Origin of the sequence: Nonomuraea sp. NPDC048882, assembly GCF_040649755.1 — a bacterium.
In the GTDB taxonomy this organism is placed as follows: domain Bacteria; phylum Actinomycetota; class Actinomycetes; order Streptosporangiales; family Streptosporangiaceae; genus Nonomuraea; species Nonomuraea maheshkhaliensis.
Map to the genome: position 1 here is coordinate 130,082 of NZ_JBEZGB010000019.1, position 19,847 is coordinate 149,928.

Annotated in this window: 19 protein-coding genes; 7 read left to right on the top strand and 12 right to left on the bottom strand. The window is 71.5% G+C overall.

Translation table 11 applies throughout. The features are described from left to right. Positions 1-187 precede the first annotated feature (187 nt). Both AB0C27_RS45815 and AB0C27_RS45820 read left to right on the top strand, forming a co-directional pair. Positions 188-895 (top strand): ThuA domain-containing protein, encoded by a 708-nt coding sequence (locus AB0C27_RS45815; protein WP_346111904.1) that lies wholly within the window; start codon positions 188-190, stop codon positions 893-895. Further along, positions 880-1,968 carry a Gfo/Idh/MocA family oxidoreductase gene (locus AB0C27_RS45820; RefSeq protein ID WP_357858952.1) on the top strand — a complete coding sequence of 363 codons (1,089 nt, stop codon included), beginning with the start codon at positions 880-882 and terminating at the stop codon, positions 1,966-1,968. The genes AB0C27_RS45815 and AB0C27_RS45820 overlap by 16 nt, the downstream gene beginning before the upstream one ends. Positions 1,969-2,072: 104 nt before the next feature. Here AB0C27_RS45820 and AB0C27_RS45825 read toward each other — a convergent pair whose 3' ends face one another. The 4 genes from AB0C27_RS45825 to AB0C27_RS45840 form a co-directional block, all read right to left on the bottom strand. Further along, positions 2,073-2,516 (bottom strand): DNA-binding protein, encoded by a 444-nt coding sequence (locus tag AB0C27_RS45825; RefSeq protein WP_357858955.1) that lies wholly within the window; start codon positions 2,514-2,516, stop codon positions 2,073-2,075. Positions 2,517-2,562: 46 nt separating this feature from the next. Next, complete coding sequence (locus AB0C27_RS45830; protein WP_357858958.1) at positions 2,563-2,931, bottom strand: hypothetical protein; 369 nt, start codon at positions 2,929-2,931, stop codon at positions 2,563-2,565. Next, positions 2,928-3,278, bottom strand: coding sequence for a hypothetical protein (locus AB0C27_RS45835; protein ID WP_357858961.1), 351 nt, complete (start codon positions 3,276-3,278; stop codon positions 2,928-2,930). Before AB0C27_RS45835 ends, AB0C27_RS45830 begins: the two co-directional genes overlap by 4 nt. An 86-nt stretch (positions 3,279-3,364) precedes the next feature. Then, positions 3,365-4,315: a transcriptional regulator gene (locus tag AB0C27_RS45840; RefSeq protein ID WP_357858963.1), complete on the bottom strand. Its 951-nt coding sequence runs from the start codon at positions 4,313-4,315 to the stop codon at positions 3,365-3,367. Positions 4,316-4,377: 62 nt separating this feature from the next. On the opposite strand from AB0C27_RS45840, the gene AB0C27_RS45845 reads away from it, so the two are divergent. Beyond that, positions 4,378-5,514: an epoxide hydrolase family protein gene (locus tag AB0C27_RS45845; protein WP_357858966.1), complete on the top strand. Its 1,137-nt coding sequence runs from the start codon at positions 4,378-4,380 to the stop codon at positions 5,512-5,514. 12 nt (positions 5,515-5,526) lie between these two features. Here the strand turns inward: AB0C27_RS45845 and AB0C27_RS45850 are convergent, their stop codons facing one another. From AB0C27_RS45850 to AB0C27_RS45860, 3 genes are read right to left on the bottom strand one after another with little or no spacing between them, the layout of a single operon-like run. Then, entirely contained in the window at positions 5,527-6,345 is an 819-nt protein-coding gene (locus AB0C27_RS45850; RefSeq protein WP_357858969.1) for a carbohydrate ABC transporter permease, read from the bottom strand. Further along, positions 6,345-7,286 (bottom strand): sugar ABC transporter permease, encoded by a 942-nt coding sequence (locus AB0C27_RS45855; protein WP_357858972.1) that lies wholly within the window; start codon positions 7,284-7,286, stop codon positions 6,345-6,347. Before AB0C27_RS45855 ends, AB0C27_RS45850 begins: the two co-directional genes overlap by 1 nt. Before the next feature lie 2 nt (positions 7,287-7,288). After that, positions 7,289-8,587: an ABC transporter substrate-binding protein gene (locus tag AB0C27_RS45860; RefSeq protein ID WP_357858975.1), complete on the bottom strand. Its 1,299-nt coding sequence runs from the start codon at positions 8,585-8,587 to the stop codon at positions 7,289-7,291. 117 nt (positions 8,588-8,704) lie between these two features. On the opposite strand from AB0C27_RS45860, the gene AB0C27_RS45865 reads away from it, so the two are divergent. Continuing rightward, a complete protein-coding gene (locus AB0C27_RS45865) occupies positions 8,705-9,709 on the top strand; it encodes a carbohydrate kinase family protein (RefSeq protein WP_357858978.1) in 1,005 nt (334 codons plus the stop codon). Continuing rightward, complete coding sequence (locus AB0C27_RS45870; RefSeq protein ID WP_357858980.1) at positions 9,706-10,974, top strand: alpha-glucosidase/alpha-galactosidase; 1,269 nt, start codon at positions 9,706-9,708, stop codon at positions 10,972-10,974. Before AB0C27_RS45865 ends, AB0C27_RS45870 begins: the two co-directional genes overlap by 4 nt. A 9-nt stretch (positions 10,975-10,983) precedes the next feature. Here AB0C27_RS45870 and AB0C27_RS45875 read toward each other — a convergent pair whose 3' ends face one another. From AB0C27_RS45875 to AB0C27_RS45885, 3 genes are all read right to left on the bottom strand, one after another. Beyond that, positions 10,984-11,775 carry a DeoR/GlpR family DNA-binding transcription regulator gene (locus tag AB0C27_RS45875; RefSeq protein WP_357858983.1) on the bottom strand — a complete coding sequence of 264 codons (792 nt, stop codon included), beginning with the start codon at positions 11,773-11,775 and terminating at the stop codon, positions 10,984-10,986. Next, a complete protein-coding gene (locus AB0C27_RS45880; protein WP_357858986.1) occupies positions 11,772-13,070 on the bottom strand; it encodes an alpha-glucosidase/alpha-galactosidase in 1,299 nt (432 codons plus the stop codon). Before AB0C27_RS45880 ends, AB0C27_RS45875 begins: the two co-directional genes overlap by 4 nt. 74 nt (positions 13,071-13,144) lie before the next feature. After that, positions 13,145-13,978: an N-acetylmuramoyl-L-alanine amidase gene (locus AB0C27_RS45885; RefSeq protein WP_357858989.1), complete on the bottom strand. Its 834-nt coding sequence runs from the start codon at positions 13,976-13,978 to the stop codon at positions 13,145-13,147. A gap of 355 nt (positions 13,979-14,333) precedes the next feature. Here AB0C27_RS45885 and AB0C27_RS45890 point away from each other — a divergent pair, with 355 nt between their 5' ends. Together AB0C27_RS45890 and AB0C27_RS45895 are read left to right on the top strand one after the other, a co-directional pair. Next, positions 14,334-16,139 (top strand): hypothetical protein, encoded by a 1,806-nt coding sequence (locus AB0C27_RS45890; RefSeq protein WP_357858992.1) that lies wholly within the window; start codon positions 14,334-14,336, stop codon positions 16,137-16,139. 3 nt (positions 16,140-16,142) lie between these two features. Then, positions 16,143-17,198, top strand: a complete 1,056-nt coding sequence (locus tag AB0C27_RS45895; RefSeq protein ID WP_357858994.1) for a ferritin-like protein — start codon at positions 16,143-16,145, stop codon at positions 17,196-17,198. 41 nt (positions 17,199-17,239) lie between these two features. Here AB0C27_RS45895 and AB0C27_RS45900 read toward each other — a convergent pair whose 3' ends face one another. Both AB0C27_RS45900 and AB0C27_RS45905 read right to left on the bottom strand, forming a co-directional pair. Further along, positions 17,240-18,205, bottom strand: coding sequence for an NlpC/P60 family protein (locus AB0C27_RS45900; protein ID WP_357858996.1), 966 nt, complete (start codon positions 18,203-18,205; stop codon positions 17,240-17,242). Positions 18,206-18,343: 138 nt separating this feature from the next. Next, a complete protein-coding gene (locus tag AB0C27_RS45905; protein WP_357858999.1) occupies positions 18,344-19,438 on the bottom strand; it encodes a LacI family DNA-binding transcriptional regulator in 1,095 nt (364 codons plus the stop codon). Positions 19,439-19,847 lie beyond the last annotated feature (409 nt).

The window sequence follows — 19,847 nt, forward strand, 5'->3', positions numbered from 1 at the left end:
CCCCGCCGATCACCTCGCTGACCAGCTCGTTGTGCGTCGTGCCGCAATCCCGACAATCCCGGCGTCATCGGCGGCAATATCAACGGGAGTTTTCCGCCAGACTCAGACACAATTGGCGAAGTGTGCCGCTTCTATGTCTTTGGCGGCCCACGGCCGATTTATGGTTCATCGAGCGATTGGCGAATGCATGGCGGGCGAGAACACGCGCACGGTCCTCGTGGTGCGGGGCGGCTGGGAAGGGCACGCCCCGGTGGCGGCCACCGACCTCTTCGTACCCTTCCTTGAGAAGAACGGTTTCGAGGTACGGCTGTCCGACAGCCCGGCGCCCTACGCGGACCCCGCGTACATGTCCGGAGTAGACCTCATCGTCCAGTGCTACACCATGGGCAAGATCGAGCCGGCCGAGCTCAAGGGCCTGCGGGCCGCGATCGAGGCGGGCACGGGGATGGCGGGCTGGCACGGCGGGATCGCCGACTCCTACCGCAACTCCTCCGACTACCTGCACCTCATCGGCGGCCAGTTCGCCTGCCACCCCGGCAAGCACCCCGACGACGAGGACGCGGGCACGGAACGGCACAACTTCGTCCCCTACACCGTCAACATGCTCCCCGAGGCGGCCGACCACCCCATCACCCAGGGGATCGCCGACTTCGACCTCGTCACCGAGCAGTACTGGGTGCTGAGCGACGCCTACATCGACGTGCTGGCCACCACGACCCAGAAGGTACGCCCGTGGGACCCATGGCACCGGGAGGTGACCTCGCCGGCGATCTGGACCCGGCGATGGGGCAACGGGAAGATCTTCGTCGCCACCCCCGGGCACAGCCTCGACGTCCTGGAGAACGACAGCGTGCGCACGATCATCGAAAGGGGCATGTTGTGGGCCAGCCGGTGAACCTCGGCATCGTGGGCGTCGGGGCCATCTCGGCCCAGTACCTCCAGACCATCGATCGGCTGCCGCAGGTGAACCTGGTGGCGGTGGCCGACCTGGACCTCGACCGGGCGCGGGAGGCGGTGCGGCCGTACGCGGGCGTCGAGGTCTTGAGCGTGCCGGACCTGATGGCGGACGCGCGCATCGACACCGTGCTCAACCTCACCATCCCGGCCGCCCACGCCGAGATCGCGCTCCAGGCCATCGCGGCGGGCAAGCACGTCTACTGCGAGAAGCCCCTCGCCGCGACCGGCGCGGACGCGCGGCGCGTGCTGGAGGCCGCAGCCGAGGCCGGGGTACGGGTCGGGTGCGCGCCCGACACGGTGCTCGGCACGGGCACGCAGACGGCCCGCGTGGCGATCGACGACGGGCTGATCGGCCGTCCGGTGGCGGCGACGGCGACGATGCTGACGCCCGGTCACGAGCGCTGGCATCCCCATCCCGACTTCTACTACGTGCCGGGCGGCGGGCCGCTCCTCGACATGGGCCCGTACTACATCTCCAGCCTGGTGACCATGCTCGGCCCGGTGGCCACGGTCATCGGGGCGGCCAGCCGTACGCGGTCCAAGCGCACGATCGGCAAGGGCCCGCGCCAGGGCGAGGAGATCCCGGTCCTGGTGGACACCCACGTCACCGGCGTGCTCGTGCACGAGTCCGGTGCGCTGTCCACGCTGGTCATGAGCTTCGACGCGGTGGCGACCAAGGCGCCCAACATCGAGGTGCACGGGGACCTAGGCTCGCTGGTGGTCCCCGACCCCAACCGCTTCGACGGCACCGTGCTGCTGACGCGGCTGGGGGAGCAGGAGGCCAGTCCCCTTCCGGTGTCGGCCGGGTACGAGGAGGCCGGGCGCGGCGTGGGCCTGATCGACTTCGCCTTCGGCCGCGAGCCCAGGGCGGGCGGCACGCTCGGCATCCACGTGCTCGACATCATGGAATCGCTGCTCGCCTCGGCCGAGTCCGGGCGATCGGTGGACGTCGAGAGCACCTGCGAACGCCCCGCCCCGGTGGCGCTGGGCAACTCGGCCACGGCCGGCTGACGACTCCGGCGCGGTGCCGCCCGGCCGGCACCGCGCCACCTGACGTGAGCCGGGGAGCCGGTGCCGGGGCGGGGCCGGTCGGGACATCGGGGCCTGGGCGGTCTCTACTCCGACCCCACCAGGTCCTCGTCGGCCGTCGTACGGCCGGCCAGTCTTTCGTGACGCTGCCTGGCCGCCTGCGCGGTCCGCAGGCCCAGGCCGAACGCGATGTCCTGCCAGGTCATGCCCCGCCCCCTGGCCATCTCCAGCAGCCCGGCCTCCAGCGCGTCCATCTCCGCGCGCATCAGCGGAACGAGGCTCAGCGCCGCGGTGATGTCGGCGTGATCCACCTCCGGCTCGCCGTCCTGCACCTGGGCGGCCCCGCTGAGCAGGAACGACACGAGCCTGACGGCCTCGTGGGCGCCCAGGGCCGAGGGGTGCACCTGCCTGCCGCGCTGCTCGTCGGTGGCGGCGTGCCGCTCGGAGATGCGGTGCAGGGACGCGTAGACCCGATGGGCCCGCGCCTGCTCGGGCTGCGGCGCGGCGAAGGGGTCAGAGGAAGACGACATGCGTCCAACCATGCGGTACGACACATGATGTTGTCAACTCGTTGTTTTAAACAATGTGTTCAAGAGCGGCGATCTCCTGGAGGTGCCGAAGCTCCTGCAACGCGACCACCCATCCGACCACGACCACAGAGCAGGCCAGAACCTGGGCCCGGAACAGCCCGCCGGCCATCCCCGTCCGGAAGAAGAAGCAGCAGCAGGTGAGGAGCAGCGCGGCGAGGGGAGACAGGACGAGCGCCGCCTTCAGCAGATCGACGTACCACCCGGTGGCGCACGTGCCCCCGCCGCACAATCCGGACACCGCGACCTCGCCACTGCCGAAGAGCAGGAGCATCATGCGGGAGCCCGCCCCGGCCACGGCGACGTGCCCGCGGTGCCGCCGCCACCTGATCGAGAACCGCCGGTCGCCGACGCTCATGCGGAGGTGAACTCGAAGGTCCAGGTGGGCGTGCCCGAACCGCCGAACGCGGGGTCGGTGTCCGGCAGCAGATCCACGACCACGTCGACGGTGCCGTGCGGGAGCTTCTTCGTCAGCCCCGGAATCTGGTCGAACGGATCGGGCTCCCCGACGGGCTCGTCGAACCGCCAGCCTTCGCGGCGCATCACCGCCAGCGCGTCCCGTACGGGCTGGACGCCCGTCACCGTCACGACCAGGCCCGCGCTCGGTGCGGCCATCGTCCAGGTCACCGCCGCGGCCCCGTAGGCGAGGGTGGCGAACGGCGCCGTGACCGCCAGGACCACCACCGCTATCTTGATCAACCGCACCCGCCTCAGCATGTCATCCCCGCGCCCCGGCCGCGCCAGGAACTCCGCATCGAGCTCGACAAGGCCACCGCCGAACGGAGCCGGCCTCACCGGGACGCCGCCCGGAGGCGGTCGGCCAGCGCGCCGACCCGCTCGACCAGCTCGGGCGGATCGCGCACCTCGAACCCGATGTCCATCAGGGCGATCCACACGACGATCTCGTCGAGGGTGTTCGCGCCGCACAGCAGGAGGCAGGTGCGGTCGTCGAGGGCCTCCACCGTCCCCATCGTCGGCGGCATGTGCTCGGCCACGACCTCGGCCGGCGCGTGCATGGTGACGCGCGCCCGGTACCGGTACGGAGCGCTGGAGATCGCGCGGGACAGGTAGGCGGCGAGGTCGTCGTCGGGCGGGTCGCGGGGGACGAAACGCGGCCCGTTCGGCGTCCGCAGCCGCAGCCGGTCGACCCGGTACGTGCGCCAGCCGCGACGGTCGACGTCCCAGCCGACGAGATACCACCGCCGCCCCGAGTGCACGAGCCGGTGGGGCTCGGCCGAACGAACGCTGTCCCTGCCGTCGTGCGAGCGGTAGTCGAACCGCAGTCCCTCGTGATCCCGGCAGGCCGTGGCGATGGCGGTCAGCACGTCGGCGTCGACCGGCGCCGCGGCTCCCGTCATGGGCACCGTCATCGACTGGAGCGCGTGCACGCGCCGCCGCAGCCGCGCGGGCAGCACGCGTTCGAGCTTGGCCAGCGCCCGCACGGACGTCTCCTCGATCCCGGCGACCGTGCCACCGGCGGCCGTGCGCAGCCCCACCGCGATCGCGACCGCCTCGTCGTCGTCGAGCAGCAGCGGGGGCAGGTCGGACCCGGCGCCCAGCCGGTAGCCCGGCGCGCCGGGCGTGGCGTGCACGGGATAGCCCAGCTCGCGCAGCCGGTCCACATCGCGGCGCACGGTGCGCGTGGTGACGCCCAGCCGCTCCGCCAGCTCCGCGCCGGACCAGTCACGATGGGTCTGCAGAAGGGACAGCAGTCTGAGCAGCCGGGCCGAGGTCTCCAACATGGTCCCATTCTGCCTCCGAGCTAGGACCGAATTCGTCCTAGGTGGCTTCTAACGTCTGAGGCATGACGACCATCGACCCGTTCCGCATCGACATTCCCCAGGCCGACCTGGACGACCTCCGCGACCGGCTGGGCCGCACCCGCTGGCCGGACGAGCTGCCCGGCACCGGCTGGTCCTACGGGGTCCCGACCTCGTACGCGAGGGAACTGGCCGAGTACTGGCGGACCACGTACGACTGGCGCGCGCACGAGGCGGCGCTCAACGCCTACCCGCAGTTCACCACCGAGATCGACCGTCAGACAGTGCATTTCATGCACGTGCGCTCACCCGAGCCGGACGCGCTCCCGCTGGTCCTCACGCACGGCTGGCCCGGTTCGATCGCCGAATTCATGCAGATCATCGGCCCGCTCACCGACCCGCGCGCCCACGGCGGCGACCCGGCCGACGCCTTCCACCTGGTGGCGCCCTCCCTGCCGGGCTTCGGGTTCTCCGGCCCCACCCGCGAGACCGGCTGGAACCTGCGCCGGGTGGCCCGCGCCTGGGCCGAGCTGATGCACCGCCTCGGCTACGACCGTTACGGCGCCCAGGGCGGCGACACCGGCGCGCTGGTCTCTCCCGAGCTCGGCCGGGTCGCGCCGGGCAACGTCGCCGGCGTCCACGTCAACGGCGCCCTGGGCTTCCCGTCGTTCGAGCCCGGCGAGACGGAGGGGCTGACGGAGGCGGAGCGGGCCCGGCTGGCCCTCTACACCGACCACGACCGCTCGGGTTACGCCATGATCCAGTCGACCCGCCCGCAGACGCTGGCCTTCGGCCTGCACGACTCTCCCGTGGGTCAGATGGCCTGGATCGCCGAGAAGTTCAAGGAGTGGACCGACCCCGCCCGCGACCTGCCCGAAGACGCCGTGGACCGCGACCAGCTGCTCACCGACGTCTCCATCTACTGGTTCACCGGTACCGCGGGGTCGTCGGCCCGCCTGTACAAGGAGGGCGCGACCGACTGGGGGCAGCCCGTGGACAAGTCCGACGTCCCCACCGGGGTGGCGGTCTTTCCCGGGGACGCCGGGATCCGCCGCGTCGCCGAGCGCGAGCACAACGTGATCCACTGGTCGGAGTTCGGCCGGGGCGGCCACTTCGCCGCCATGGAGGCGCCGGACCTGCTGGTCGCCGACGTCCGCGCGTTCTTCCGGCTGGTCCGCTGAACCCGGCCCGCCTCACCCCTTCAGGCCGCTGAACGTCATCGTGGCCACGAACTGCCGCTGCGCCACGATGAAGGCGATGATGAGCGGCATCGTCGCCACCACATTGCCGGCCATGAGCAGCGACCACTGCGTGTGCCGGGTGCCCTGGAAGTTGGCCAGGCCCAGCTGGATCGTGTAGATGCTCTCGTCGCTGATCGCGACCAGCGGCCAGATCAGGTCGTTCCACGAGCCCAGCAGGGTGAACACGGTGAGCGTGGCCAGGGCCGGCTTGGCCAGCGGCAGCACCACCCGCCAGAACACCCCGAACGTGGTGCAGCCGTCGATGCGGGCCGCGTCCTCCAGTTCGGCGGGCAGCGACAGGAAGAACTGCCGCATGAGGAAGATCCCGAAGGCCGACGCCAGCCACGGCACGAACGCCGCCGCCAGGGTGTCGATCAGGCCGAGCCGGGTGAACATCACGTACGTCGGGATCATCAGCAGCTGGGCCGGGATCATGATGGTGGCCAGGATCATCAGGAACCCGGCGTTCTTGCCGAAGAACTTCAGCCGGGCGAAGCCGTAGCCGGCCATCGAGCAGAGCGCGAGATGCGCGACCACGGCGATGGTGGACACGATGACGGTGTTGAGCAGCCAGCGCAGCGCCTGCGACTGGCTGAACAGGCCGATGAAGCCGTCGAGCTGCAGCCGGCTCGGGATGAAGCGGGGCGGGAAGCGGTTGATGTCGCCGTCCGGCATGAACGCGGTCAGCACCATCTGCACCAGCGGCAGCGCGAACAGCAGGGCCAGCGGCATCAGCAGCAGATGCCAGGGGCTGAACGGCAGGCGTCTCATCAGAAGGCCTCGATCTTGCTGCGCCGGGAGTAGAGGATCATCCCGACGGTGATCAGCATGGTCACGGCGAACAGCCCGTAGGCGACGGCCGAGCCGTAGCCGAACTTCGTGAGCTTGAACGCCTGGGTGTAGACGTAGTACACGATCGTCTGCGTCGCCCCCAGCGGACCGCCCCTGGTCGTGGTGAAGACCAGGTCGAAGAGCTGCAGCGCGGTGATCGTCTGCCAGATGGAGGTGAACACCGTGACCGGCCCGAGCGCGGGCAGCGTGACGTGCCGGAAGACCTGCCAGCGGTTGGCGCCGTCCATGCGGGCCGCCTCGACCACGTCCTTGGGGATGTCCTGCAGCGCGGCCAGGTAGACGACCACCGTGAAACCGACCTGCCCCCACAGCGCGATCAGGCAGATCACGGCCAGCGCCTGCGACTGGCTCTCCAGGAACTGCTGCTGCGGCAGGCCGAGCACGCGCAGGACGCTGTTGGCGGCGCCGTACTGGGGGTTGAAGACGAAGCTGGCCAGGATGCCGGTCGCCGCCGCCGAGGCGACGAAGGGGATGAAGATGCACGTACGGTAGAAGCCGACCAGCTTGATCGGCCGGTTGAGCGCGACGGCGACGAGCATCCCGAGGAAGATCGACGACGGCACGAACAGCACGGTGAACACCAGCGTGTGCTGGACCGCCGCGAGCAGATCGGGGTCCTGGGCCATGAACTGGTAGTTGAGCAGGCCGATGGGCTTGGCCGGGGCGATGCCGTTCCACTTCTGCAGCGAGATGAGGAACGCCCACGCCGCGGGGAAGATCGACAGGCCCACCACCAGCGCGGTGGCGGGGCCCGCGAACCCCCAGCCGACCAGGGTGCGGTGCAGCCACCGCACCCTGCCGGACGGGATCGCCGCGCGGTGGGCGGCGCTCTGGCGCCGCCCGGCGAACAGCAGCGACATGGTCAGCCTCCGGCCAGCGCCTGGGCCGACTTGGTCGCGGCCTCGTCCAGCGCCGCCTTCGGTGCGGACGCGCCCTGCAGCACCTTGGCGATGGCCTCCCCGACATGTCGCGACATTTCCACGTATCCGCTGACCGTGGGCCGGGCCTGCTTCGCGTTGGCCATGTTCGCGACCATCTTCTCCACGCCCGGGTATTCCTTGACGTAGTCCTGGTACGCGGGCAGCGACGTCTCGGAGGTACGCAGCGGCAGGTTGCCCTGGACCAGGTTCCACTGGGAGTCGCCCTCGGCCGAGGTGAGCCACTTGATCAGCTCGAACGACCAGTAGGCCCGGTTGGCGTCACCGTTGTCGAACAGCGTCCACAGGTCGGGGCCCGAGACCGTCTGGTGGTCGCCGTTCGTGCCGGGCAGGAAGGCCACGCCGTAGTCGGTCTTCTTCTGCTTCAGGTCGAACAGCGTCCACGGCCCGTTGATGATCATCCCGATCCGGCCGTCCCCGAACAGCGGCGCGTAGCGCTCGTCGGTCTGGTCGAGGTAGACGCTCTTGTCGTCCACCGCCATCGCCCGCAGGAACTCCAGCGCGTCCACCCCGGCCTGGCCGTTGAACGCGGCCTGCTTCTGGTCCTGCGACAGGATGGCGCCGCCGCGCTGCCACAGCAGTGGCCAGAAGTGCCAGGTGGTGTCCTCCGAGCCGCTCACCGAGTACGCGGTCCCGTAGATCTTCGCCGCCGGGTCGGTGAGCTTCTTGGCCGCCGCCCTGAAGTCGTCCCACGTCCACTCGTCGGTCGGGTACGGCACGTTCTTGGCGTCGAAGAGCTTCTTGTTGTAGAGCAGCGAGAGGTTGTCCACGATCGCGGGGAAGCCGATGACCTGGCCGTTCGGCGTCGCGGTGGCACGGGCGGAGGCGGCGAACTCGTCCCACTTGACCGCCGGGTCCTTCACCTTCTCCGTCAGGTCCAGGGTCTTGCCCGACTCCTGGAGCTGCGACGCCCAGTTCCCGAAAGAGTACGAAATATCGGGATAGACGCCGCTGGCGAAACCGGCGGACAGCTTCTGCAGCAGCTCGTCGGTGGTGGACGCCCCCGAGGAGACGTCGATGGTCACGTTGGGGTGCTTCTTGGTGAACTCCGCCGCCAGACCCTCCAGGATCTTCTCTGCGTCGGCTGTCTGGCCCGTCCACCAGGTGAGCTTCACCTTCGCCTGCGGGTCCACCGTCTTGGTGCCCTCCTGGGGCGACCCCCCGCAGCCGGCGGCCGCCAGGATGATCGCCGTGACCAGGGCCACCGCGGTTCTTCTTCGCACTGTGGATGCTCCTCCCGGAATGTTGGAGCCAATCATGGTTACTTTCGAAGTCTTGTCAATACCTTCGAAAAAGCGCAAGGCTTGACAAGGTTTCACAACTCCTGGGACCGTGCCGTGGTGTCCAGAACGACCTTCGACCTTCTTGTCGTCGGCGACGCCAACCCGGACGTGATCGTGTCGGGTTCGCCTCGCCACCCCGAGTTCGGCCAGCGTGAGCAGCTCGTCCCCGCCGCCGGCCTGGTGCTCGGCGGCTCCGGCGCCATCACCGCGTACGGCGCCGCCAGGCTCGGTCTGCGCACCGCGTTCGTCGGGCGGGTGGGGGACGATCCCGCGGGGGCCTTCGTCCTGGACGCCCTGCGCGCCGGCGGTGTGGACGTGTCCGCCTGCGTCGTCGACCCCGCGGTGCCCACCGCCATGACGGTGGCGCTGGTGGACGGCGACGACCGGGCCATCCTCACCGCTCCCGGCTGCCTGGACCGGCTCGGCGCGGCCGACGTACCGCCGGGGCTGCTGGAGCGGGCCGCGCACGTCCACGTGTCGTCGTACTTCCTGCAGCCGCTGCTGGCGGCCGGGCTCGGCGGGCTGTTCGGGCTGGCCAGGGCCGCGGGCGCGTCCACCTCGCTCGACACCAACGACGACCCGGCGGGCCGCTGGGCGGGCCTGGAGGACGTCCTCCCCGTCACCGACGTGCTCCTGCCGAACGAGCCTGAGGCCCTGGCCATCGCCCGCGCCGTCGCGGCGACGGGAGCCACGACGGGAGCCACGACGGGAGCCACGACGGGAGCCACGACGGGCGCCGGATCCGGCAGCCCGCGGATCACCACGCTGGAGCAGGCCGTCAGGGAGCTGGCCGCCCGAGGCACGCTGCCCGTGGTCAAGCGGGGCGAGCGAGGCGGAATCGCCTTCGCCGACGGTGAGCTCGTCGAGATTCCGGCCCCGCCCGCCACCGTCGTGGACGCCGTCGGCGCGGGAGACAGCTTCGACGCCGGCCTGCTCGCCGCGCTCCTGCGCGGCCGCCCGCTGCGCCAGGCCATGACGGTGGCCGTGGCCTGCGGCACCCTTTCCACCCGCGCCGCCGGGGGCACCGCGGCCCAGCCCACCTGGGAGGAAGCAACAGCATGAAGAAGATCGTGTTCGTCGGCGCGGGAAGCGTGGTCTTCACCCACGGGCTGCTCGCCGATCTGGTCAAGTTCCCCGAGCTGCGTGGCATGCGGATCGCCCTGCACGACATCGACCCCGAGCGCCTCCAGGTGGCCGAGGCCGTGGCCCGCCGCATCACCGGCGACGCCGCCACCGTCACCGCCCACCTCGACCGGCGCGAGGCGCTCGACGGCGCCGACTTCGTGATCAACATGGTCCAGGTCGGCGGCTACGACGCCACTGTCGTCGACTTCGAGATCCCCGCCAGGTACGGGCTGCGCCAGACCATCGCCGACACCATCGGCGCGGGCGGCATCTTCCGCGCGCTGCGCACGTTCCCGCTGCTCGACGCGCTGGCGGCGGACATCAACGCGGTCTGCCCCGACGCGCTCCTGCTCAACTACACCAACCCGATGGCCATGAACGTCTGGTACCTGTCGGGCAAGGTGAAGAACGTCGTCGGCCTGTGCCACTCGGTCTACTGGACCATGCGGGACCTGGCTGAGCTGGTGAACGTGCCGTACGAGGAGATCACCTACCTCGCGGCCGGAGTCAACCACCAGGCGTGGGTGCTGCGCTTCGAGCGCGACGGGCAGGACCTCTACCCGCTCCTCGACGTGGACGACCCGCAGCTGCGCCGCAGGGTGCGGGTGGACATGTACCGGCGGCTCGGCTACTACCCGACGGAGACCAGCGAGCACTCCGCCGAGTACGTGCCCTGGCTGATGCACCACGACTCCGAGATCGACCGGCTGCGCATCCCGGTGGGGGAGTACCTGCGGGTCAGCGAGGAGAACCTGGCCGAGTACAAGCGCACCCGCGACCTCGTCCGGCACGGCGGCGAGCTGGACATCGCCGGCACCGACGAGTACGCCCCCCAGATCATCCACAGCGTCGTCACCGGCACCCCCCGCGTCGTCTACGGCAACGTCGTCAACGACGGGCTCATCTCGAACCTGCCGCACGGCTGCGTGGTGGAGGTGCCCTGCGCGGTCGACGCGACCGGCGTCAGGCCGACCGCGGTCGGTGCTCTGCCCCCGCAACTCGCCGCTCTGAACAGGACTTATGTCAGCGTCAATGAGCTCACTGTACGTGCCGCGCTGGAAGGAGAGCCCCGCCACGTCAGGCACGCGCTGATGATCGACCCCAACACCGCCGCGTCACTTCCGCTGGAGGACATCTGGCACATGGCGGACGAACTGACCCGCGCCCACGGCGACCTCCTCCCCGAGGCCCTGCGCGGGTGAGCTCGGCGCTCAGCGGGCGATCTCGACCTCCAGGCCCTTGTCCCTGAGCGCCGCCACGCACTCCGGGTCGGCCGACTCGCCGGTGATCAGCAGGTCGATGTCGCCGATCGCGCAGATCGGCGCCATCTCCACCACGCCCAGCTTGGACGCGTCGGCGACCAGGATCTTCCTGGCCGCGGCGCGCAACATGCGCTGCTTCATCTCCGCGTCGGGCAGGCTCACGTTGGTCACCCCGCCCGCGGCGTCCACGCCGCCGCAGCCCAGGATGACGGTGTGGGCCCTGATGCCCTCCAGCAGCTTGCCGCCCAGCGGGTCGACCAGCGAGTGCTGCTGGCGGCGCAGGCTGCCGCCGGTCACCACGACCGAGATCCTGGGCAGCGCGGGCTCCAGCTCCAGCGCCGTGCGCAGCCCGTTGGTGAACACCGTCACCTCGGTCAGGTCGGAGCGCGCGACCAGCTCCCTGGCCACGTAGGAGGTCGTGGTGCCGGCCCCCATCAGCACGCTCTCGCCCGAGCCGACCAGCCGGGCGGCGATCTTCCCGATGAGCGACTTCTCCACCGCCGCCGTGCCCAGCGACAGCTCGAACGACGGCTCGACGTGCGGCGCGGGCCCGGCCGACACGGCGCCGCCGCGCACCCGGCGCACCCGGCCCTGCTCCTCCAGCGCGTCGAGGTCCGCGCGGACGGTCACGCTGGAGACCCCGAACGCCTCGGCCAGCTCGGCGACCCGGGCGAACTCCTGCTCGGTGAGCAGCGCCAGCATGCGCTCGCGCCGCACCTCGGTCGGCATCGACTCACTCATGCACGGACCGCCGGCGGCAGCAGGTCGCCGTGCGCCTCGATCAGCTCGTCGCACAGCCGCTCGATCGCGGGCAGCGGCAGCGTGGCCGCCGTGTTCGGGTCGAGCATCGCGGCGTGGTAGACGTGCGCGCGCTCGCCGTCGAGGGCGGCACGCACGGTCAGCTCGACCACGTTGAGGAAGGTCCGGTTGAGCGCGGCCAGCTGCACGGGCAGCTCGCCCACGGCCCGGGGGCGCACCCCGCCCGCGCCGAAGACGGCCGGCACCTCCACACAACTGCCCTCGGGCAGGTTGCCGATCAGCCCCCGGTTGGCCACGTTGACGTAGATCTCCTTCTCCTCGCCGGTCAGCATGGCCAGGATCGCCGCCGCGGCGGGCTCCTGGTGCTGCCAGCGGATCAGCAGCGGGTGGCCGGCGGACAGGGCCCGCCGTGTCTCCTCGTACAGGTGCAGGCTCTTGCCGACCCGGCGCAGGTATTCCTCGACCGGCACGCCGAGCCGGGCGGTCTCGTCGGGGTGACGCATGATCCAGGGCACGTATTCGGCGGCGTGCTCGCTCGACTGCGTGGGGAAGTAGCCGAAGGTGCGGTAGAGCTCGGCGCGGACGTGCCGCTTGAGCTGCGGGTCGGCGTCGAGCACCGCGTCGAGCTCCGGGTAGAGCGAGCGCCCGCCGGCCTCGAAACGCAGCACGAACGACTGGTGGTTGAGGCCCGCGCTGAGGAAGCTCACCTCGTCCTCGTCGCGGCCCACCAGATCGGCCAGGTACGCGTGCGTGTCGCACACCGAGTGGCAGAGCCCGGCGAACCGCTCGAACCCCGTCGCCTCGTGCACCGCCCACCCGGTCATCGCCATCGGGTCGCTGCAGCTCAGCAGCCACGCGTCGGGGCACTCCTCGGCCATCTGCGCGGCCAGCTCGACCAGCACGGGGATCGTGCGCAGCCCGCGGAAGACGCCGCCGATGCCGATCGTGTCGCCGATGGTCTGGCGCAGGCCGTAGCGGTGGGGGATCTCGAAGTCGCGCAGCGTCGCCTCGAACCCTCCGACGTCGAGGTGGGCGACGACGAACCCGGCGCCTTTGAGGGCCTGCCGGCGGTCGAACACACTGCGGATCTTCGCGTCCGCCCGCGCCTCGGCGTCGAGCGCGCGCACCAACCGCTCGGTGGTCGCCAGCCGGCCGGGGTCGTCGTCGTGCAGCACGATTTCCAGCTCGCCGTGCAGCGAGGGGGTGAGCATCAGGGCGGAGGCGACGCGGCGCGTCAGCTCCACGTCACCGACCCCGATGAAGACGATCCGCGCCATCCCCGAAGTATGGCACGCCCCCCGCCGCGGGCCCGTCCCGCCCATTTCCGGCAGGGCTCAGGCTCCGGGGCCGGCTACACGCGCAGCAGCGGCCCCCACGTCGCGGGCCCGACGAAGCCGTCCTCGTCGATGCCCTCGGCCCGCTGGAAGCCGCGGACCAGCTCCACCAGCCCGTTGTCGCACTGCGTGGTCTTCAGCCACCCCTCCAGGCCGTCCTGGATGCCGGCGTACGCGGCCGGCGGCACGTGCCCCCGCGCGAACAGGCAGCCTCTGACGGTCTTGACGTCGAAGTTGTCGTCACCGGGCTTGATCAGCGGGAGCTCTCTCAAGATCTCCTCCGTCCAGGATGGGGTGGGGGTGGATGGTCCGGGCGCGGGCACGGGCCCGCCGTTGATCAGGGCGGCGACGGCCGCCCTGAAGGCGTTCATGTCGATGGAGTGGGGGTCGGGCTTGGAGGTGTTGACCTCACGGTGCGCCTTGACCCGCGAGGCGGGCAGCGCGAACGCGCGGCACAGTTCGGCGCAGAGCTTCCGGTAGGCGTCCAGCTGGACCTCCGGCCACGGCTGGGAGCCGTCGTTCTCCGCCTCGATGCCGATCGAGCTGGAGTTGTCGTGCCGCGGCGAGGTCGAGGGGGCGTTGTGCCAGCAGCGCCCGGCCGCGATGACGTAGATGTGCCCCGACCTGCCCAGGCCGAAGTGCGACAGCGGCCCGTCGAGCCCGGGGCGGCCGTCGCGCACCACCGCGAGCGAGGGGTAGTCGCCGCCTCCGGCCGGTCCGGCGGTGTGATGGCAGACGATGCCCTGCACCTCCGGCTGCGGCCCGTGGCCGCGGGTCCTCCAGCCGCCCACCTCGGTCACGGGGTGCCCGGTGCGGCGGGCGACGTCGGCGAGCTGGGTCAGGAAGGGCATCAGGTACCTCCGTCATGTGTCTCGATGAGTCTCACAACCTTCGATTGACGATTGGCAGCCGCTCGATCGCGGTATGTGATCACTGCTGGATGTGCGCGTGATCGTGACCTCGGCCCGCGGCGATCGCGGGCGGGTGCTTACAGATCATTAGCATGCCGTACCCGAGCGCAGCCGGAAAAGTCGTGAAGATTCCGGCGGAGCGCTGCCTCCGGAAGCGGTCCCTGAGGTCTATCCCTGAGGGCAGTGCCCGGCCCGGCGGTGCGGCATCAGTGTGTGGTGGGGGTTGACGGGGGCCGATCCCGATCTCAGCGTCCTTCGCACGATCCGATACTGAACGGACAGGGGGAGCGCCACGATGAGCCATCTCGACAGCCCGCGCGTCACCTTCGCGGGCCGGTTCCTCAGCGACGTGCCGACCATGAACAACGACCCGTCCTCCTTCGGCTCGGGCGGCGTGCCGGATCCGGGCTGGAACCCGTACGGCGGCGGCACGTTCGACCTGCTCGGCTGCGTGGTCGACGGCGGGGAGGGCGCGCCAGGCGCGCCGCTGACGGCGGACGACCCGGCTTTCGGGCTGGTCGTGGCCGCCACCCGCGACCGGGCCGCCGCCAAGCTCGCCGACCTCGATCCCGAGTGGCAGTTCTCCACCGAGATCTGGGGGCTGACCGTCCGCCTCACCGGCCACGGCGGCGAGACGCTGCTGTCCGGCCGCTACCGGCCGGCGGCCTTCCGTGACCTGTGGCAGCGCGTCCCCGGCGACGGCTTCGGCGGGCTGGGCGCCTCGTGGATCTCCGTCCTGGAGGATGTCGAGTACGGCCCGGGCGCCGGCTCCGTCCCCGTGCTGGCCGCCCTGCGCGCGGCGTCGCCGCAGCGGCTGTCGATCGGTCTCAACGTGTTCGGGATCGACGCCAGGCGCGGTGGCGTCACCTTCGCGACCGGCAGGCTCACCGGCTGCATCGGGCCGTGGCGGGCGGGGGAGCCGATGTCGTTCGTCGCCGGCCGCCGCCTCGACGGGGGCCTGCTGACCGAGGAGGTCCCGATCGGCGCGGCCGTGGCCGTCGTGACCGGCGACCGGCTCGTGCTCGACCTCGGCAACGCCTACCCGCTCGCCGACGCGACCGGGACCGTGCACCCCGAGGCGGCCGCGATCGGCGTCGCCGTCCTGCCCGGCGAGGACGTGGCGGCGGGCGACGTCCTCCCTCCGGGCGCCGGGCTCGGCCTCGGCACGGTCTCGCTGCTCCCGGACCTCCCGCCCGCGGGCGTCGTCTCGCTCCCGCTCACTCCCGAAGCCGCCCAAGCGCTCGCCCGGCGTCCCCTCGCGCTGGTCATACCCAGACCGGATGGCGGCCTGCTCGTCGTCTCCAGGGAGGTCGCGGACGGCCTGTACGTCAGGGCCGACGACTTCGTGCACCGCGTCGAGGCCGGCGCCTCGGCGACGGCCACCCTGCACGCGCGGCGCCGCGGCGCGCCCGCCGCCGGCCTGACCATTCACCTCGCCTCCGCCCAGGGCCCCGGCGCCGTGCTCACGGGACCCGCCACCGTCGAGACCGGACCCGGCGGCACCGCCACCGTGACGTTCTCCGCCGGTGACCCGGGCAACCCGCGCGGCGCGCTCGACGGCGTCGTCGAGCGGGTCGGCTACAGCCCGCGCGTCACCGAGGACGGTGAGCTCGACCTCGACGGCTCCGGCCTCGACCCGAGCTTCGACGTGATCGTGGCCCACGTGCGCGACGCCCACGTCCCGCCCGCGGACGAGGACCTCGAACGCGAGGTGCAGCGCCTCTTGGCCCCCTACGCCCTGCACTATCCGATCATGGGCGAGCACCTGGTGAACCTCGGCGACCTGGAGGCGCTCAAGCCTTGGCGGGCCGCCATGCTGCTGGCGCTGTCGCGTGACATCACCGACCCCAACCACATGCCCGTCACCCGCGACCTGTCGGAGCCGAAGCGGGCCACGATCCTGCGCTGGCTGCGCGGCCTGCCCACCGGGCCCAGGGCGATGCGGCGCGCCGTGCCGGGGCGGGCGGCGCAGGAGTCCGTCGCCAAGACGGCCGCCGCGCACGAGAGTGCCGAGCGGGTCAGAAGACGGTTCGACCGGGCCGCCGAAGGCAGCGACCGACCGATGCCGAGGACCGACCGCGCCGCAGAGGGGAGTGACTGACCTATGCTGAGGATCGATCGCGCCGCCGTCGACGAGCTGGCCAGGGCGCAGCAGCCCGCCGACCTCGTCCCGCGGGTCCAGGACGCCATCCGGCTGGAGTTCGCCACCATCCCGCCGTACCTCACCGCCATGCTGTCGCTCAAGCCGGGCCGCAACCGCGACATCTGGTGGGCCGTGCACGACGTCGTCGTGGACGAGATGCTGCACCTGCTCATCGGGTGCAACCTGCTCAACGCCCTCGGCGCCAGGCCCGCGCTCGACGCCCCTGACTTCGTGGCCGATTATCCGGGGCCGCTGCCGCTCGGCATCGGCGATGACCTCGTCGTCGGGCTCGAACCGTTCTCCCTCGGGCTCATGGAGTCGGTGTTCATGCGGATCGAGGAGCCGGAGAACCCGCTCGTGTTCCGGCAGACGGACGGGGTGGCCGAGCCGCCGGAGTTCGCCACGATCGGCGAGTTCTACCGCACGCTGTCCGACGCGCTGCTCGCCCTGCCTCAGGAGGTTCTGCCCGGCGACGTGCGGCGGCAGGTGGTCGCGCCCGCGTGGTTCGGCGCCGACCGGCTCTTCCCGATCAGGACCACCAAGGACGCCGCCCGCGCCATCGGGCTCATCGTGGAGGAGGGCGAGGGCACGCCCGACTCGCCGGTCGATCCCGACGGTGACATCGCCCACTACTACCGTTTCGCCGCCATCGCCAAGGGCCGCCGCCTGGTGCGCGACCCCTCGGCCCCGGACGGGTTCTCCTACAGCGGCGACCCGTACCCCTTCGACGCCGACGGCGTGTGGCCGCTCACGCCGAACCAGCGGCCCGCCGACCTCGATCCGGAGAGCGAGGCGTGGCGGCGCGTGCACCAGTTCAGGGTGACGTTCACCCGGTTGCTGGACGCGCTGCAGCACTGCGTGGACGGCGATCCCGGGCATCTCGACGCGGCGATGGGCGTCATGTTCGAGCTGAAGCTGGCCGGGCAGCTGCTGGCCACCATGCCCGTGCTGGCCGCCGGCGTCCCGACCGGGCGGCACGCCGGGCCGGTGTTCACCCGCGCGCCCGTCAACCTGTAGCGGGGACGTCCTCAAGGCGGCAGGGGCCGGGGTCGGCGGCCTCAGGGGCGGACCGCGCCGAGGAGGCGGTTGCGCCAGTAGTCGTCCAGCACGACCACCTTGACGACGTCCCCGGTCTGCGGCGCGTGCACCATCTTGCCGTCGCCCACGTACAGGCCCATGTGCCCGAGCCCTCTGCTGAACAGCAGGTCGCCGGGCTGCGCCTGGCTCACCGGCACACGCCGGGCGGCGCCCCAGCTCCACTGCGTGTACGTGGTGCGGGGCAGTTGCACCCCGGCCGCGCGCCAGGCCGCCTGGGCCAGGCCCGAGCAGTCCCACGAGTCCGGCCCCGTGCCGCCGAACCGGTACGGCTTGCCGACCTGCCCGAACGCGAACTGCAGCGCCTCGCGGGCGTTGCCTGAGGCGGGGCCGGTGTAGGTGATGCCGGTGCTGCGCGGATTGCCGGTCTTGAAGGCGCCCAGCCTGCGCAGCAGCTTCGTCTGCTCGCCGACGAGCTTCTCCACCTTCGACTTCTCCTCGCGCACGTCGTCGCGCGCGCTCTCCGCCTCGGCCAGCACGCCCTTGGCCGCGTCGCGCCGCCGGCGCAGGTCCTCGGTCGCGCTGTGGAAGGCGCGCACCTTGGCCGCCCGGTCCAGCATGATCTGCTCCAGAGAGGCCATGCCGCCGAGCATCGCCGTGGGGTCGCCCTGGACCACGTACCGCTGCCAGCCGAGCGGGCCGCCCATCTGGTAGTCGTTGAGCGCCAGCTCGGCCACCTCGCCGCGCAGCGCCTCGGCCTGCGCCTGCTTGGCGCGCAACTCGGTGTCCAGCGTCTCGTACTTCTTCCTGGCCTTGCGGTAGGTCTCCGTGGCCTGGTTGAAGCGCTCGACGAGCCGGTCGGCCCGCTCGTTCAGCTTGATCAGCTTGGCCCTGGCCTGGGCGGGGGTGGGGTCGGCCAGCGCGGTGACGGGCACGGCTATTGTGCCCGTCACCGCCACCGCGACGGCCACCGTCAGAGTCACGGTCATGGCGCCCGCCATCCGTCCGAGCCCGGCCATCGTCACCGTCCCGCCTCCTCAGCGTCGCCTCATCTGTCGCCTTGTGGTCGCTTCGTCAGGAGGTACGCAGGATGCTCCGCCGATGTTCAGCCGCCGGGGGAGCGGTGTCTAGGACGGCGCGGGGCCGGTGCTGTCGCGGACGAGCAAACGGGGCTGGTAGCGCACGTTGTAGCCGCCGCTCTCGCCGTTCATCAGCGCCCAGAGCCGCTCCCACGCCTGCCTGCCCAGCTCGTTCGCCGGGATGGACACCGTGGTCAGCGGCGGTGAGGTGTAGCGGGCGAACGCGATGTCGTCGAACCCGGTGACCGACACCTCGCCGGGCACCCGTACGTTCAGCTCGCGCAGGCCGGTCAGCACGCCCGAGGCCACCATGTCGTTGAACCCCACGACCGCGCTCGCCCCGCACTCCACCACCGCCGCGGCGGCGGCGTGGCCGTGGTCGAACATCGACCCGCACGGCAGCACGGTCAGCTCCAGCCCGGGGGCGGCGCGCAGCGCGGCCAGCCGCTCGGCGTTGCCCGCGCTGGCGGGCGGGCCGGCCAGGTAGGCCAGGCGGCGATGGCCCAGCGCGGTGAGGTGGGCCACGATCTCGCCGATGCCGGCGCGGTTGTCGATCGACAGCGACGGCGCGCCTAGCCCGGCGACCTCCCGGTAGACCAGCACGAACGGCGCCAGCCGCTCGCTCAGCTCACGCAGCCGCCCGTCCGGCGCCCTGGGCGAGGCCAGCACGAGCCCGTCGCAGTTGCGCCGCGCCTCCAGCGCCAGGACCACCTCCTCCTCCGGGTCCTCGTCCGACTCGACCACCAGCAGCTGGCAGCCCGCCTTGCCCGCGGCCTGGCTGAGCCCGCGCAGCACGTTCTGGAACAGCGGGTTGGACAGGTCGGGGACCACCAGCGCGACGGTGCCCGTGCGGCCGAGCGCGAGCCTGCGCGCGGCCGCGCTCGGCTCGTAGTCGAGCGCCTCGGCCGCGGCCCTGACCCGGGCGGCCAGCTCGGGGTGCACGCTCGGCGAGCCGTTCATGACCCGCGAGACCGTGGCCCGTGAGACCCCGGCGGCCGCGGCGACACTGCTGATCGTGGCCGGCCCGGCCGGTCGCGGCCCCCGCCGCCCCGCTATCCGCCCCGCTGCCTGGCCTGGTGCCCGGCCTGAGCCGGCCTCTTTCCGCTCATCGTCTCCGTCTCTGTCCTGGGCGCTGGCCTTCATCCGCTCTCCCGCACGCTCGGCCGTCGTCTCGCATGCATGACATCACACTGACCCCCGGCCGGGCGCCGACGCTGAGATACCGGTTTCTTCGGGTATTACAACCGTTTGCTGGAAAACGCGCAAGTCCCGGCGGCTTCGCCGTCGATGCAGGTCATCGCTCGGCCAACCAAGCGTTGACACCCGATGTGGGCAATGTTAGAAACTGGTTACTCACAGGCGCCTCACGGCTTGCGTCCCTGATTGTCCCCGGTTGCGTGCGGCTCAGCGCGACCGCGAAGGGTAATAGATGAGCGAACGTTTGCATCCCCCTGACAGCCCCGAGACGACCGTCTCGCCGACCCCTGCCTCACCAGCCCGGACGCGGTCTCTGACCCGGCGCCGGGCCGGTCACAGAAAGATCAGCGGCCCG

Excerpts from the sequence above, each read along its gene's own strand:
- AB0C27_RS45855 (WP_357858972.1), bottom strand. The coding sequence starts at position 7,286 with ATGTCGCTGCTGTTCGCCGGGCGGCGCCAGAGCGCCGCCCACCGCGCG.
- AB0C27_RS45885 (WP_357858989.1), bottom strand. The coding sequence starts at position 13,978 with ATGCCCTTCCTGACCCAGCTCGCCGACGTCGCCCGCCGCACCGGGCAC.
- AB0C27_RS45875 (WP_357858983.1), bottom strand. The coding sequence starts at position 11,775 with ATGAGTGAGTCGATGCCGACCGAGGTGCGGCGCGAGCGCATGCTGGCG.
- AB0C27_RS45890 (WP_357858992.1), top strand. The coding sequence starts at position 14,334 with ATGAGCCATCTCGACAGCCCGCGCGTCACCTTCGCGGGCCGGTTCCTC.
- AB0C27_RS45900 (WP_357858996.1), bottom strand. The coding sequence starts at position 18,205 with ATGACCGTGACTCTGACGGTGGCCGTCGCGGTGGCGGTGACGGGCACA.
- AB0C27_RS45840 (WP_357858963.1), bottom strand. The coding sequence starts at position 4,315 with ATGTTGGAGACCTCGGCCCGGCTGCTCAGACTGCTGTCCCTTCTGCAG.
- AB0C27_RS45880 (WP_357858986.1), bottom strand. The coding sequence starts at position 13,070 with ATGGCGCGGATCGTCTTCATCGGGGTCGGTGACGTGGAGCTGACGCGC.
- AB0C27_RS45845 (WP_357858966.1), top strand. The coding sequence starts at position 4,378 with ATGACGACCATCGACCCGTTCCGCATCGACATTCCCCAGGCCGACCTG.
- AB0C27_RS45815 (WP_346111904.1), top strand. The coding sequence starts at position 188 with ATGGCGGGCGAGAACACGCGCACGGTCCTCGTGGTGCGGGGCGGCTGG.
- AB0C27_RS45830 (WP_357858958.1), bottom strand. The coding sequence starts at position 2,931 with ATGAGCGTCGGCGACCGGCGGTTCTCGATCAGGTGGCGGCGGCACCGC.
- AB0C27_RS45850 (WP_357858969.1), bottom strand. The coding sequence starts at position 6,345 with ATGAGACGCCTGCCGTTCAGCCCCTGGCATCTGCTGCTGATGCCGCTG.
- AB0C27_RS45825 (WP_357858955.1), bottom strand. The coding sequence starts at position 2,516 with ATGTCGTCTTCCTCTGACCCCTTCGCCGCGCCGCAGCCCGAGCAGGCG.
- AB0C27_RS45905 (WP_357858999.1), bottom strand. The coding sequence starts at position 19,438 with ATGAAGGCCAGCGCCCAGGACAGAGACGGAGACGATGAGCGGAAAGAG.
- AB0C27_RS45870 (WP_357858980.1), top strand. The coding sequence starts at position 9,706 with ATGAAGAAGATCGTGTTCGTCGGCGCGGGAAGCGTGGTCTTCACCCAC.
- AB0C27_RS45895 (WP_357858994.1), top strand. The coding sequence starts at position 16,143 with ATGCTGAGGATCGATCGCGCCGCCGTCGACGAGCTGGCCAGGGCGCAG.